This window comes from Novosphingobium album (ex Liu et al. 2023), from assembly GCF_029076845.1.
GTDB lineage: Bacteria > Pseudomonadota > Alphaproteobacteria > Sphingomonadales > Sphingomonadaceae > Novosphingobium.
Genome location: NZ_JARESE010000073.1, coordinates 51,452 through 65,203, shown reverse-complemented (window position 1 = coordinate 65,203; position 13,752 = coordinate 51,452). Strand labels below are relative to the sequence as shown.

The following is a 13,752-nucleotide window of genomic DNA, read 5'->3' as shown; positions in this document are numbered from 1 at the left end:
TATCTTGATCGAGTTTCGACAAGTGGAAAATTGTAACAGGCCGGAATCTTTCCGCAGCGCCGTGCCGCCACGATGTTTTCCCTCCGTTCCGCTTTCGCTAGGCTCCCCCGATGGCCGCCCTGCCCCTCCCCGCGCTTCATGCCAGCCATGGCGGCTGCTGGCTGCGCGATGGCGGGGGCGGAACGCGCACCGTGGCCAAGGGCGAAGCGGTGATGGCCGCAGCCGATACGCCGCTGCTCATGCTCAACGCGCCGCTGATCGCCACCCGGCTGGGCTACCCCGACCTGTCCGGGCTGGACCTGCTCGAACTCTTCGCGTTCGTGCACCCGGCGCGCTTCGTCGTGCCCACGCCCAAGGGCATGGCCCATGCGCTCGCGCTCGACGAGCCCAGGGGCGATTCGGATGTGCCGGCCCTGCTCCAGCAGGCGGCGGGCGCGCTGCTGGCGACATGCGAAAGCGCGGACTGGACCGAGCGCGAAGGCGCCTGGACCACTCTGGAAACGCTCACCCGCCTGCGCTGGCCCTGGGCGGCGGCGCTGGCCGGCCGCATCGCCCGGCCCCGGCAGGCCGAGCGCTGGCTGTTCTCGCGCCTGCCCGAATGGGAGGACGCGCCCGAACTGCCCCAGCCCCGGCAAGTCACGCTGGACCAGGCCGATATCCTCGCTCGCCTGCAACGGCTGACCGGCAGCGGGGCCGAACCGCGCCCCGGCCAGCGCGCCTATGCCACCGAAGCGGGCTATGCCTTCGAACCGCGCGAGCGGTCCGACCAGCCGCGCGTCCTGCTGGCGCAGGCGGGCACCGGCATCGGCAAGACGCTGGGCTATCTCGCGCCCGCCTCGCTCTGGGCCGAGCAGGCCGGCGGCACCGTCTGGGTCTCCACCTACACCAAAGCCCTCCAACGCCAGCTTCGCCAGGAAAGCCGCCGCGCCTGGCCAGAACGGCGGGCCGACGGCAGCCAGCCGGTGGTGGTGCGCAAGGGGCGCGAGAACTACTTGTGCCTGCTCAATCTGGAGGACGCGCTGCAAGGCGGCTTTGCCGGCCGCGCCGCGATCCTGGCGCAGCTTGTCGCGCGCTGGGCCGCCTATAGCCGCGATGGCGACATGATCGGCGGCGATCTGCCCGGCTGGCTCGCCACGCTGTTCCGCCAGCGCGGGATCGCCGCGCTGACCGACCGGCGCGGCGAATGCGTCTATGCCGGCTGCCCGCATTACCGCAAATGCTTCATTGAACGGGCCACGCGCGCCAGTGCCCAGGCGGATCTGGTGATCGGCAACCATGCGCTTGTGATGGTCAATGCCGCGCGCGCCCGCGATCCCGCCTCGCGCCCGACGCGGATCGTGTTCGACGAAGGCCATCATGTGTTCGATGCCGCCGATTCGACGTTCGCCGCCGCGCTGACCGGCGCGGAAACCATCGAACTGCGGCGCTGGGTGATCGGCCCGGAAAAGGCATCGCGCGGGCGGCGGCGCGGGCTGTCGGCCCGGCTGGCCGATATCGCGAGCTACGATGAAGCCGGCGCCAGGGCGATCGCCGCCGCGCGCGCGGCAGCCGAAGCGCTGCCTGGCGACGGCTGGCTGCAACGGCTGGTGGAAAACGCGCCTTCCGGCCCGATCGAGGAACTGCTCGCGGCGGTGCGCGGCGTGGTCTACGCCCGCGACGAAAGCGGCGGGCAGGAAGCGGGCTATGGGCTGGAGACCGAGGCGGCGCAGCTTGACGGGCCGTTCATCGAGCGCACCCAGGCCGCGCGCGCCGCGATCGCCGATCTGCGCCAGCCGCTGATCCGCCTGGGCGTGCGGCTCGAAGCCCTGCTGGAAGACCCGCCCGACTGGCTCGATGGGCCGGGCCGCGCGCGGATCGAGGGCGCGCGCCATTCGCTGGCCTGGCGGATCGACCTGCTGGCCGCCTGGGAAGCCCTGCTCGAACGGCTCGGCGGGCCGGCCGATGGCGATTTCGTCGATTGGCTGGCGGTCGATCGTTCGGACGCGCGCGAATTCGATATCGGCATCCACCGCCACTGGCTCGATCCGATGAAGCCCTTCGCGCGCGTCGTGCTCGAACCGGCGCACGGGGTGATCATGACTTCCGCCACCTTGCGCGACGGCGCGGATTGGAACACCGCGATCGCCCGCAGCGGCGCGCGCCACATCGGCGTCGAGCCCCGGCTGTGCGCCCATGAAAGCCCGTTCGACTATGCCAGCCAGGCCGAAGTGCTGATCGTCACCGATGTGCCGCGCGGCGATATCCCGGCGCTCGCGGCCGCCTATGCGCGGCTGATCGAGGCATCGGGCGGCGGCGCGCTGGGCCTGTTCACCGCGATCCGGCGGCTGCGCGCGGTCCACGGCCGCATCGCCGATCGGCTGGCCCGCGCCGGGTTGCCGCTCTATGCCCAGCATGTCGATCCGATCGATATCGGCACGCTGGTCGATATCTTCCGCGACGATCCCACCGCCTCGCTGCTGGGCACCGATGCCCTGCGCGACGGGGTGGACGTGCCGGGCCATTCGCTGCGGCTGGCCATCATGGAACAAGTGCCCTGGCCGCGCCCGTCGATCCTGCACCGGGCCCGTCGGCTGGCCGGCGGCGGCTCCGCCTATGACGATTCGATCATCCGCGCCCGGCTGGCGCAGGCATTCGGCCGGCTGATCCGCTCACGCGCGGACCATGGCCACTTCGTCGTCCTGTCCGCCGCCTTCCCTTCGCGCCTGCTCACGGCCTTTCCCGCCGGCACGCCGGTGCGCCGCGTCCTGCTGGAGGAAGCCTTGCAACGCATCGCCGGGCATGTTTCAGGGGAAGGCGCACCTCAAGGGAATCACGTCTCGCCTTCCGCATGAAGATCCTTGGCCTCTTTCGCCACGCCAAATCGGACTGGAACGACGCGCGCCTGCGCGATTTCGACCGTCCGCTCAACGCCCGCGGCCGCAAGGGCGCGGACGTGATGGGCCGGCATATCCGCGAACACGGCATCGCCTTCCAGCGCGTGCTGGCATCGCCCGCCGTGCGCGTGACGCAGACGATCGAGATTTCCGCGCAATCGGCCGGCGGATCGCCGCCGGTGATCTGGGACCGGCGCATCTACCTCGCCAATTCGGCCACTTTGATGGAAGTGCTGCGCGAACAGGAAGGCGATCCGGCCGCGATCATCATGGTCGGCCACAATCCGGGGCTGGAAGACCTGATCTTCGATCTGGTGCCGGACGATGGCTCCAGCCCCTTGCGCGACGTGGTGGAAGAGAAGTTCCCGACGGCGGCCTATGCCGTGCTGGAGCTGGCGATCGAGCGCTGGTCGGACATCGCCGACAATTGCGCCAGGCTGGTCCACCTGATCCGGCCGCGCGATCTCGATCCCGATCTCGGCCCGCAGCCGGCGGATTGAAGCGGCTCAGGCAGCGGCGAGCGCCGCGGCCAGATCGTCGCGAATCCGGCGCAGGCGCGCGCGCATGGCATCCTCGGGCGACAGCGTCGCCTCGGGCTGCCCCGCAGCCGCCGCGCCTTCCAGCGCCAGCCGCGCGCCGCGCAAGGTATAGCCCTCGCGATGCACCAGCCGGTCGATCGCGGCGACCAGCATCACGTCCTCGGGCCGGTAATAGCGGCGCCCGCCGCTGCGCTTGATCGGCTTGAGCATCGGGAACTGTTCTTCCCAATAGCGCAGAACATGCTGGCGAATCCCCAGCGCCCGCGTCACCTCGCCGATCGTCCGCAGGGCGTCGGGCGCCTTGCCGTCGTCGAATCCGGGAAACAGCGCCTGCCCGCTCATAGCCGCGCGATGCGGTCCTTGAGCATCTGGCTGGCGCGGAAAGTCAGCACCCGGCGCGGCGTGATCGGCACCTCGATCCCGGTCTTGGGATTGCGCCCGACCCGTTCGCCCTTGTCTCTGAGCAGGAACGTGCCGAAGCCGGAGATCTTCACGTTCTCCCCCTCGGCCAGCGCCGCGCACATGTGCTGCAGGATGGATTCGACCATCGCAAGCGACTCCGCTCTCGAAAGTCCGAGCTTGCGATGAATAGCCTCGGCGATCGCCGCCCGCGTAAGCGTCTCCGTAGAGCGCATCTGGTCCCCAATGCTGTCTGCGCCGCCCCAGATATCGATCATATGAAAAAAAGGGGGAAAAGCAATGCTCTGCGCAACCGCTGACGGAAACCTTTGAAACAAAATCGTCACATGCGAATCAGGCTGGCTCCCCAGGTGAAACCGCCGCCCATCGCTTCGAGCATGACGAGATCGCCTTCGCGGATGCGGCCATCGCGCACGGCGGTATCCAGCGCCAGCGGCACCGACGCGGCCGAGGTATTGGCGTGCTGACCCACCGTCATCACCACCTTTTCCGGCGGCAACGACAGCTTGCGGGCAGTCGCGTCAAGGATGCGGGCATTGGCCTGATGCGGCACCAGCCAGTCGATATCGGAGGTCGAAAGTCCTTCCTCTTCAATTACTTCCTTCAAGACCTCCGCCAGATTGACGACTGCGTGGCGGAACACCTCGCGTCCCTTCATGCGCACCTTGCCGACCGTGCCGGTGGTGGAGGGGCCGCCATCGACGAAGAGCAGCTCGTTATGCGCGCCGTCGGCGTGGAGCCGGGTGGTCAGGACGCCGCGCGGCTTGTCCCCGCTCTGCTCGCGCGCTTCCAGCACGACCGCGCCGGCACCGTCCCCGAACAGGACACAGGTGGTGCGATCTTCCCAGTCGAGGATGCGGCTGAAGGTTTCCGCGCCGATCACCAGCGCGCGATTCGCCATGCCGGAGCGGAGCATCGAATCGGCCACGCCCAGCGCATAGAGGAAGCCCGAGCACACCGCCGCGACATCGAAGGCGATGCCGCCATTGCAGCCCAGGTTGTGCTGGACCCTGGTGGCGCTGGCGGGAAACGTCTGGTCGGGCGTCGCCGTGGCGAGCACGATCAGGTCGATCGAGCGGGCCTCGATCCCGGCCGCCGCGATCGCCCGGCGGGCCGCGTCGGTGGCCAGGCTGGACGTGGTCTCGTCATCGCTGGCGATATAGCGGTTGGAAATCCCCGTCCGCTCGACGATCCATTCGTCGCTGGTATCGACGATCCCGGTCAGCTCGGCATTGCTGACGGCGCGGCGCGGCAGCGCGGAGCCGGTACCGATCACCACGGAACGGCGCATCAGGCGCGCTCTTCCTGGGATCGCGCCGGGCGCAGGCTGTCCTGGTCCACGCGGGCAAGGTCCGCGGTAATCCGCTCTGTCACATTTTCCTCCAGGAGCCGGGCAGTCACCGCCACGGCATTGGCAACACCGGCCGCGCTCGCGCTGCCGTGGCTTTTCACGACGATGCCGTTCAGTCCCAGGAAGACGGCGCCGTTGTGGTTGTTGGGATCGAGATGCGTCTTGAGCAGTTCGGTGGCGGGCCGCGAGATCAGGAAGCCGATCTTGGAACGCAGCGAACTGGAGAAGCTGCGGCGCAGCAGGTCGGCGACGAACCGGGCCGTGCCTTCCACCGCCTTGAGCGCGATATTGCCGGAAAACCCGTCGGTCACGACGACGTCGACATGGCCCTGGCACAGCTTGTCGGCCTCGGTGAAGCCGTCGAACGAGATCGAGAGGTCATCCGCCGCGGCCTTGAGCACGGTGGCGGCATCGCGCAGCAGTTCGGTGCCCTTGATCTCCTCGGTGCCGATGTTGAGCAGGCGCACGCGCGGCGCCTCGCGCCCGGTGGCGACGCGCGCATAGGCCGCGCCCATCACCGCGAACTGCACCAGGTTGCGCGTATCGCATTCGGTGTTGGCGCCCAGATCGAGCATGATGACGTCGTTTTCGCCCAGCGTGGGCAGCAGCGCGGCCAGCGCGGGCCGGTCTATCCCCGGCATCGTGCGCAAGGTGAGCTTGGCGATCGCCATCAGCGCGCCGGTGTTGCCGGCGCTGACGGCGGCGCCCGCGTGACCCTGCTTGACCGCGTCGATGGCCATGCCCATCGACGTGCCCTTGGCCCGGCGCAGTGCCTGGCTGGGCTTGTCCTCGCCGCTGATGACCGAGTCGGTGTGGAGGATGTCCGACGATGCGCGCAAGTTCGGGTGCGCGGCCAGCGCGGCCTTGATCCGCGGCTCGTCCCCCACCAGCAGGAACTTGAACTGATCGTGGCGGCGGCGCGCGAGGGCAGCGCCCTCTATCATGACGCGCACGCCTTCGTCACCGCCCATCGCGTCAACGGCGATACGCGGCAAACTCATCGGAATTCTCCGGTTGTTCGGGTCTTAGATTTCGACCGCGACGATCTCGCGACCGTTGTAGTGGCCGCAAGCATTGCAAAGATTGTGCGGACGCTTGAGTTCCCCACAGTTGGAGCACTCATGATAAGCTTCCACCTTCAGCGCATCGTGGCTGCGGCGCATTCCCCGGCGTGACGGAGAGGTTTTTCTCTTAGGGACAGCCATTTCGGCACCTGTTCCTGAATCTGCGTTATTGTCAAAAAGGCCGCCGGTGACCGAAACGGGCCGGCGGCTTCGCGAAGGCGCGCCTATACCCGATTTCTCGCCAGTTGCAAGCCGATACCCGCTATCGCATGGTGCCCCGGCCGACAGATCCGGCACCACAAGGGGGACTTCATGATTCTGCAAACCACGCTAAGCCTCGCCGCGGCCGCGGCGATGATCAACCTGTGGCTTGCGATCCGCATCGGCCGCCTGCGCGCCGCCGAAAAGATCCTGCATGGCGATGGCGGCAACCCGGCGCTGATGCGGCGGATGCGCGCGCAGGCCAACTTCATCGAATATACCCCGATCGTGCTGATCCTGATCGCGGCGATCGAGATGACCGGCAAGGGCGGCACCTGGCTGGCCATCGTCGGCTCGCTCTATATGCTGGGCCGCGTCCTGCACGGGTTCGGCATGGACAATCCGGGGCCCAATCCGTGGCGGATGATCGGCGTAATGGCCACCATGCTGGTCATGCTGGGCCTGGCGGTGGTGGCGGTGCTGATCGCGCTCGGGCGAATCTAGGCGGCCTAGGCCAGCGCCTCGTCACCGACATAGGGATTCGTCCGGCGCTCGTCGCCGAACGTGCTGACCGGGCCGTGTCCGGGCACGAACGTCACATCGTCACCCAGCGGCCAGAGCTTGCCGGTGATCGCGGCGATCAGCTGGTGCAGGTCGCCGCGCGGAAAGTCGGTGCGGCCGATCGAGCCGCGGAACAGCACGTCGCCCACGATCGCGAAGCGCGAGGGCGCGTGGTAGAACACGACATGACCCGGCGTATGGCCGGGGCAGTGGTAGACCTCCAGCTCCAGATCGCCGACCGTGACGCGATCACCGTCCGCCAGCCAGCGATCGGGCTCGAAGCTGTGCGCTTCCATGTTCCAGCGCGGACCGTCCTCGTCGAGCTGGGCGATCCAGAAGCGGTCTTCCTCCTGCGGCCCCTCGATCGGCACGCCCATCTCCCGGGCCAGTTCGCCGGCCATGCCGCAATGGTCGAGATGGCCGTGCGTGACGAGGATCTTCTCCAGCGTCACCCCGGCCCTGGCCAGCGCGAGCTTGAGCCGGTCGAGATCGCCGCCGGGATCGACCAGCGCGCCGCGCATCGTGCGGGTGCACCAGATCAGCGAGCAGTTCTGCTGGAGCGGCGTGACGGGAATGATGGCCACGCGCATCGGGGGCTGGGTTTCGGTCATGCTGGCGAGATGGCCGGGACGCGGGCCGATTGCAATCCCGCGAGCGGCGATTCCGCCAGCGAGCGCGCCTTCAGATTCGCCCGCCTTTCCACACGACCCGGCCGATTATCTCCACTTCCGAGACATCGCATTCGATCGGGCGATAGGCGGGATTATCGCTGAGCAGCGCGATTCGTCCGAAACGGGCCGTTTCCAGCCGCTTCACCAGCAGCGCATCGCCCAGCCGCACGACATGGATGCCGTCGCGCAGGGGGCGGCGCCGGCTGTCGACCAGGATCTCGTCGCCATCGCGCAAGGTCGGCTCCATCGAATCCCCCTGCACCGCGATCGCCGAAAGCGCGCTCGGCTCCAGGCCCTGTTCGCGCAGCCAGCGCGCGGAGAAGCGCAGCGTTCCCACGACCAGTTCCTCGTCGGCGGCGGCACCCGGACCTGCGGAAGCATCGAGCGCGAGGCGTGGCACGTCGATCCAGTCCGGCTCCAGGCGCGGCGCCGTCCAATTGTAGGATTTATCCTTCGGCGCACCCAATGTCGCCTCGGCCACGCCGAAGAACCGGGCCAGGGTCGCCCGGTCGGTCTCCTCCAGCTTTCTTGGGCTACCTTTCCTAACGAATTGCTGGAGATAGCTGGAATTTTTTCCAATCATTCGAGAAAGCTGGGCCAGGCTGGAACCTTGCCGTCCGGCAAGTTCGAGAAGGTTTCTGCGGGGTTCATCCATCTCCATAACCGATCAATATGTGAAGGACATTTCCTAGACAAGTAGGATTTCAATTGGAACATATCAGGAACTAATTCGCAAATCACCCAGGAGATTGGCTTTGCTGCTTCGCCAGATCGAGCGCTTCTTGCGCGAGACGGACATGCCGTGGACCAAGTTCGGCCGGCTCGCGGCGCGCGATCCGCGCTTCGTCGAAGACTTGCGCAACGGACGCGTGCCGCGGCCCGCCACGACCGCGAGGATCGAACTGTTCATGAACCGCTATCGGGAGCACCACCATGCAAATTGATTCCGGCCACGTCCGCGCGATGATCGCCGCCTTGCGCGAAAGGGGCCACAAGGGCGTGTGGCTCAGCCTGCTGGGCGAAGTGCTCGGGCTCGCGGGCGGACGCGCCGAGTTCCTGCGACACGAGGAACGCACCTGGTCGAGCGCGACCTTCTCCGGCGCGCGCCACACCATCCTGCTGGCTTTTTCCGGGCTGGAGGCGATCGCCGCTGGCGAGACCTTCATCGCCGCCCTGCCCGACCATGAATTCACCCTGCCGCGCCACCTCGTCGCGGATGCGGGCGTGATCGCGGTGGAGCATGTCGCCGGGCCCCGCCCCTGCATGACGGTGGAGGCCGAACTGCTGCTGCTCGACGACGCGTGAAGCCGGCGCGGCTCGCGGCGGGCACCTGCCCCGCCGCGAGCCTTGCGTCACAGCGCTTTCGACAGGGCCTTGATATCCTTGTTCAGGATCTGGTCGTTCTCGCTGTAATCGACCGGGCAATCGACCAGGTGCACCCCCGGCGTATCGCGGCAATGGGCCAGCACTTGCGCCAGATGCGCGGCGCTTTCCACCCGGTGGCCCTGCGCGCCATAGCTTTGCGCGTAGAGGACGAAATCGGGGTTGTCGTATGTCAGCCCCCAATCCTCGAAGCCCATGTTGGCCTGCTTCCAGCGGATCATGCCATAGGAACTGTCGTTCAGGACCACGACCGTGAGATTGAGGCCCAGGCGCACCGCCGTTTCCATCTCCTGGCTGTTCATCATGAACCCGCCGTCGCCGCAGATCGCCATGACCTTGCGGTCGGGATAGAGCATCGCGCTCATCATCGCGGAAGGCAGGCCCGCGCCCATCGTCGCCAGCGCGTTGTCCAGCAGCACGGTGTTGGGGTGATAGGCGGTATAGCCGCGCGCGAACCAGATCTTGTAGATGCCGTTGTCCAGGCAGATGATGCTGTCATCGGGCAGGCAATCGCGCACTTGCCGCACCAGATGCGGCGGGAAGATCGGGAAGCGGGCATCGGCCGCCAGCGTGGCGGTATGCGCGACTTCGGCCTGGCGATAGGCCAGCATGTGATCCAGCGCCCAGTCGGACGAAGGCGTGATCGCTTCCTTGATCTGCCAGATGGCGTTGGCGATATCGCCGATCACCTCGATATGCGGGAAGTAGACCGGATCGACCTCGGCCGTCTTGCTGGAAACGTGGATCACGCAAGGTCCGTCCTGTCGCATGAAGAACGGCGGCTTTTCGATCACGTCATGGCCGATGTTGACGATGCAATCGGCATCCTCGATCGCCCGGTGGACGAAATCGCCGGCGGAAAGCGCCGCGCAGCCGAGAAATTTCGGATGCCGTTCATCGATCACGCCCTTGCCGAGCTGGGTGGTGAGGAACGGGATGCCCGTCTTCTCGATGAATTCGCGCAACATGCGCCCGGTCATCGTCCGGTTGGCGCCCGCGCCGATCACCAGAACCGGGGATTTGGCCGTTTCCAGCGCATCCACTGCCTGACGGACGGACTTCACGTCGGCGGTCGGGCGGCGCACCAGGCTGCGCTGGAGCGGATGCGAATCGGTGCGTTCGTCGGCGATGTCCTCGGGCAGCTCGATATGCGTGGCGCCGGGCTTTTCCTCCTCGGCCAGCCGGAACGCCTCGCGCACCCGGCTGGGGATGTTGTCGGAACTGGCCATCTGGTGCGCGTACTTGGTGATCGGCGTCATCATCGAGACGACATCGAGGATCTGGAAGCGGCCCTGCTTCGATTTCTTGATCGGCTTCTGGCCGGTGATCATCAGCATCGGCATTCCGCCCAGCGTCGCATAAGCGGCGGCGGTGACCAGATTGGTCGCCCCCGGCCCCAGCGTCGCCAGGCAGACGCCGGTCTTGCCGGTGTGGCGGCCGTAAGTGGCGGCCATGAAGCCCGCGCCCTGCTCGTGCCGGGTCAGCACCAGCCTGATCTTGTCCGAGCGGGACAGCGAATCGAGAAAGTCGAGGTTCTCCTCTCCCGGCACGCCGAAAACGTATTCGACGCCTTCTTCCTCAAGACAGGCGATGAAAAGATCGGAAGCCTTGGTCTTCCCCTGCTCGGACATTTGCTGATCCCCCACCCTGCCCCATCGTACAGGGGTAACAAATGGCCGGGCGCGAGTCACCGTGAAACCGGGGCGCCCGCCCGGTCAGTAGCCGCTGGTGAGGTCGACCACGTGGCTGAGCGGCTCTCCCCTGGCATAGCGCGCGAGATTTTCGCAGAAGCGATCGGCCGCGCGGTGGAACAGCGTCTCTTGCGACCGGCCGGACAAGTGCATGGTGATCTGCACGTTGTCATAGCCCCAGAGCGGATGATCGGCCGGCAAGGGCTCGGGATCGGTCACGTCCAGGAACGCCGCGCCGACTTGCCCGGCATCGAGCGCGGCCATCAGCGCCTCCTGATCGATCACCGCGCCGCGCGCGAAGTTGAGCACGGCGGCGCCGCGCTTCATCGCCGCGAAGACATCCGCATCCAGCAGCTTGTCGGTATCCGGGGTGGCAGGCACGGCCACCACGATCCAGTCGAACTCGCCCAGGCGCGCGCGCCATTCGTCCGGCCCCAGCGCGCCCGGCGCGGGGCGGCGACGCACCTCGGCCACGGCGACGCCGAAGCCGCGCAGCAGTTCGCCGATGCGTCCGCCAATGCCGCCCGCGCCCAGGATCAGCGCTTTCGATCCCCACAGCTCCCGCTTGCCCGGTGCCTCGGTCAGCCATTCGCGGCGATCCTGCGCGCGCACCACCTGGCGATAGCCCTTGGCGATCGCCAGCATCCCCATCACCGCGTATTCGGCGATGGTCAGGGCATTGAGCCCGGCCCCGTTGGTGAACACCACGCCGCGTTCGCGCAGCAGCGCCAGCGGGAACGGGTCCACGCCGGCGGCCATGGTGCTCAGCCACCGGGCGCGGGTGGCCCGGCGATAGGCCTCGATCGCGTGGGTAAAATCGAACGTATCGAACCAGCCGATCTCGGCCCCGGGCGCCAGCGCGAGCAGTTCCTCGCCCGTTTCGAACCAGCGCGGCTCCACCCAGTCGGGCAGCCGCGCTTCGAGCAGGGGCCGAACGGCCGCGCTCATGACCGTGACCGTGCGCGTCATGCGCGCGGCCTCACCGGGCCTCGTCCTTGGCGATCGTTTCGCGCAGCGCCTGCTTGAGCCCCCTGGGCATCTGCTCGCTGGTCATCTCGTCCAGCTTCCAGGCGCCGTCCTCGCGCCTGAAATCCAGCTCCGCCTTGCGCGTCTCGGTGCCGAACACGGCGACCGAGACGACGACATGCGCCGCATCCGCGCCGGTCATCGCGGTGGACAGGACATCGGCCTTGAACACGCGCGAATCCCAGTCCTGGCACATGCACAGCCAGTCACCATCGTTGAGATCGTCCACGTCGTCCTCGGGCATGACCGCTTCCCAGCGGGAAATCAGCGCGGTGACATCCTTCGAATAGAGCGGGCGTTCCCAGGCGGTGGGCGGATACGTGCCGTCGGCGGAGGTTATCGCGTAAGGCGCATAGATCGCCTTCACCGCCTGATCGAGCGCGGGATCGACCGGCCTCGCCTCACACGCCGTGCCGCACGCCAGGAATACCAGAACCGCCGCCGCTGCCTTCACCGAATCCACTCCGCCCGTGCCATCCGGGGCGAAACATGCCCGATCAGCCGCCCAGCTTCCACTCCCAACCGAGCGGATCGCCGTCCATCACCTCGACGCCTTGGGCCACGAGTTCGTCGCGCAGCGCGTCGGAGGTGGCGAAATCCTTGTCGGCGCGGGCCTGCCTGCGGCGGGTCAGCACGTTCTCGATCTCCGCTTCGGTGATGGTCGCTATCTTCGGGCGCAGGCGCAGATCGGCGCGGGTGAGCTGGAACAGACCAAGGCCAAGCACCGCGTCCATCGTTTCGACCGCCGCCCGCTTGGCCGTTGGATCGACCTTCTTGGCGGCCAGCACCTCTTCCAGCGCGGTCAGCGCCACGGGGGTGTTGAGATCGTCCGAAACGGCCGCCGTGAAGGCTTCGAGCATGGGCGCGAGCCTGGGGTGCGCGGCATCGCCGGCGTCGCACTCCGCCAACCGCTCGGTCGCCATCACCATGCGCTTCAGCCGGGTAAGCGCTGCGCCCAGCCCTTCCCAAGAGAATTCCAGTTCGCTGCGATAATGCGCCTGCAGGCATAGCAGGCGGTAGGCGAGCGGGTGGTAGCCCTTGTCGAGCAGCAACTGGAGCCGCAGGAACTCGCCCGAGCTTTTGGACATCTTGCCCGATCGCTCGACCAGGAAGTTGTTGTGCATCCAGATCCGCGCGCCGGAATTGGCCGGCACGTCGAGCCCGTTGGTGCAGCAGAACGCCTGGTTCTGCGCGATCTCGTTGGGGTGATGGATCTCGCGATGGTCGATCCCGCCGGTGTGGATATCGAACGGGAAGCCCAGCAGCGCGCCGCTCATCACCGAGCATTCCAGATGCCAGCCCGGCGCGCCCCGGCCCCAGGGCGAATCCCATTCCATCTGGCGCTTCTCGCCCGGCGGGGTCTTGCGCCAGATGGCGAAATCGGCGGCGTGGCGCTTGCCCTCGACCTTCTCGATCCGGCCTTCGCCCTCATCGGTGGCCGCGCGGGCGAGGCGGCCATAGTCGCTTACCGTCGAAACGTCGAAATAGAGCCCGCTGTCGAGTTCGTAGCAGTGCTTGTCCGCGATCGAGGCGGCGAATTCGATCATTTGCGGCACATATTGGGTCGCGATCGACCATTGCGCCGGCTGGCGGATGTTGAGCGCCTTGATGTCGGCCCAATAGGCTTCGGTGTAATGCTTCGCGATGTCCCAGATGGACTGGGCGCGTTCGGCCGCCATCTTCTCCATCTTGTCTTCACCCGCGTCGGCATCGTCGGTCAGGTGGCCGACATCGGTGATGTTGATGACGTGGGTGAGCTTGTAGCCCTTGAAGCTCAGCGTCCGGCCCAGCACGTCGGCGAAGACGTAGGCGCGCATGTTGCCGATATGCGGATAATTATAGACCGTCGGCCCGCAGGTATAGACGCGCGCCTCGCCCGGATGGACGGGCCGGAACTCCTCCGGCTGGCGAGTCAGGCTGTTGAACAGCGTGAGCGGTGCGGCATCGGTCATGGGCGAGCGGCCTTACGCGG

Annotated in this window: 16 protein-coding genes; 5 read left to right on the top strand and 11 right to left on the bottom strand. The window is 67.2% G+C overall.

The annotated features are described in order from the left end of the window. Positions 1-110: 110 nt before the first annotated feature. Both PYV00_RS20820 and PYV00_RS20815 read left to right on the top strand, forming a co-directional pair. Entirely contained in the window at positions 111-2,831 is a 2,721-nt protein-coding gene (locus PYV00_RS20820; RefSeq protein ID WP_275230241.1) for an ATP-dependent DNA helicase, read from the top strand. Next, on the top strand, positions 2,828-3,373 hold the full coding sequence (locus tag PYV00_RS20815) for a SixA phosphatase family protein (RefSeq protein ID WP_275230240.1): 546 nt from the start codon (positions 2,828-2,830) through the stop codon (positions 3,371-3,373). The genes PYV00_RS20820 and PYV00_RS20815 overlap by 4 nt, the downstream gene beginning before the upstream one ends. 6 nt (positions 3,374-3,379) lie before the next feature. Here the strand turns inward: PYV00_RS20815 and PYV00_RS20810 are convergent, their stop codons facing one another. The 5 genes from PYV00_RS20810 to rpmF form a co-directional block, all read right to left on the bottom strand. Beyond that, positions 3,380-3,754 carry a MerR family transcriptional regulator gene (locus tag PYV00_RS20810; protein WP_275230239.1) on the bottom strand — a complete coding sequence of 125 codons (375 nt, stop codon included), beginning with the start codon at positions 3,752-3,754 and terminating at the stop codon, positions 3,380-3,382. Beyond that, on the bottom strand, positions 3,751-4,047 hold the full coding sequence (locus PYV00_RS20805) for an integration host factor subunit alpha (protein WP_275230320.1): 297 nt from the start codon (positions 4,045-4,047) through the stop codon (positions 3,751-3,753). The genes PYV00_RS20810 and PYV00_RS20805 overlap by 4 nt, the downstream gene beginning before the upstream one ends. Positions 4,048-4,154: 107 nt before the next feature. Then, a complete protein-coding gene (locus tag PYV00_RS20800; RefSeq protein ID WP_275230238.1) occupies positions 4,155-5,123 on the bottom strand; it encodes a beta-ketoacyl-ACP synthase III in 969 nt (322 codons plus the stop codon). Continuing rightward, positions 5,123-6,184, bottom strand: a complete 1,062-nt coding sequence (plsX, locus tag PYV00_RS20795; protein WP_275230237.1) for a phosphate acyltransferase PlsX — start codon at positions 6,182-6,184, stop codon at positions 5,123-5,125. Before plsX ends, PYV00_RS20800 begins: the two co-directional genes overlap by 1 nt. Before the next feature lie 24 nt (positions 6,185-6,208). Beyond that, positions 6,209-6,388 carry a 50S ribosomal protein L32 gene (gene rpmF, locus PYV00_RS20790; protein ID WP_275230236.1) on the bottom strand — a complete coding sequence of 60 codons (180 nt, stop codon included), beginning with the start codon at positions 6,386-6,388 and terminating at the stop codon, positions 6,209-6,211. 171 nt (positions 6,389-6,559) lie between these two features. On the opposite strand from rpmF, the gene PYV00_RS20785 reads away from it, so the two are divergent. After that, complete coding sequence (locus tag PYV00_RS20785) at positions 6,560-6,952, top strand: MAPEG family protein (protein WP_275230235.1); 393 nt, start codon at positions 6,560-6,562, stop codon at positions 6,950-6,952. A gap of 5 nt (positions 6,953-6,957) precedes the next feature. Here PYV00_RS20785 and PYV00_RS20780 read toward each other — a convergent pair whose 3' ends face one another. Both PYV00_RS20780 and PYV00_RS20775 read right to left on the bottom strand, forming a co-directional pair. Next, the gene (locus PYV00_RS20780; protein WP_275230234.1) at positions 6,958-7,620 is read right to left on the bottom strand and encodes an MBL fold metallo-hydrolase; all 663 of its coding nucleotides are present in this window, start codon (positions 7,618-7,620) and stop codon (positions 6,958-6,960) included. Positions 7,621-7,690: 70 nt separating this feature from the next. After that, entirely contained in the window at positions 7,691-8,341 is a 651-nt protein-coding gene (locus PYV00_RS20775) for a S24 family peptidase (protein WP_275230233.1), read from the bottom strand. Between the two features lie 94 nt (positions 8,342-8,435). Here PYV00_RS20775 and PYV00_RS20770 point away from each other — a divergent pair, with 94 nt between their 5' ends. Then, positions 8,436-8,624, top strand: coding sequence for a hypothetical protein (locus tag PYV00_RS20770; RefSeq protein ID WP_275230232.1), 189 nt, complete (start codon positions 8,436-8,438; stop codon positions 8,622-8,624). Continuing rightward, entirely contained in the window at positions 8,614-8,985 is a 372-nt protein-coding gene (locus tag PYV00_RS20765; protein WP_275230231.1) for a hypothetical protein, read from the top strand. The genes PYV00_RS20770 and PYV00_RS20765 overlap by 11 nt, the downstream gene beginning before the upstream one ends. A gap of 47 nt (positions 8,986-9,032) precedes the next feature. Here PYV00_RS20765 and PYV00_RS20760 read toward each other — a convergent pair whose 3' ends face one another. From PYV00_RS20760 to cysS, 4 genes are all read right to left on the bottom strand, one after another. Then, a complete protein-coding gene (locus tag PYV00_RS20760) occupies positions 9,033-10,694 on the bottom strand; it encodes an acetolactate synthase large subunit (RefSeq protein ID WP_275230230.1) in 1,662 nt (553 codons plus the stop codon). Positions 10,695-10,778: 84 nt separating this feature from the next. Next, entirely contained in the window at positions 10,779-11,723 is a 945-nt protein-coding gene (locus tag PYV00_RS20755) for a D-2-hydroxyacid dehydrogenase (RefSeq protein ID WP_275230229.1), read from the bottom strand. 10 nt (positions 11,724-11,733) lie between these two features. Next, a complete protein-coding gene (locus tag PYV00_RS20750; RefSeq protein ID WP_275230228.1) occupies positions 11,734-12,234 on the bottom strand; it encodes a DUF3828 domain-containing protein in 501 nt (166 codons plus the stop codon). 43 nt (positions 12,235-12,277) lie between these two features. Further along, positions 12,278-13,732, bottom strand: a complete 1,455-nt coding sequence (gene cysS / locus PYV00_RS20745; protein ID WP_275230227.1) for a cysteine--tRNA ligase — start codon at positions 13,730-13,732, stop codon at positions 12,278-12,280. Between the last annotated feature and the right edge of the window lie 20 nt (positions 13,733-13,752).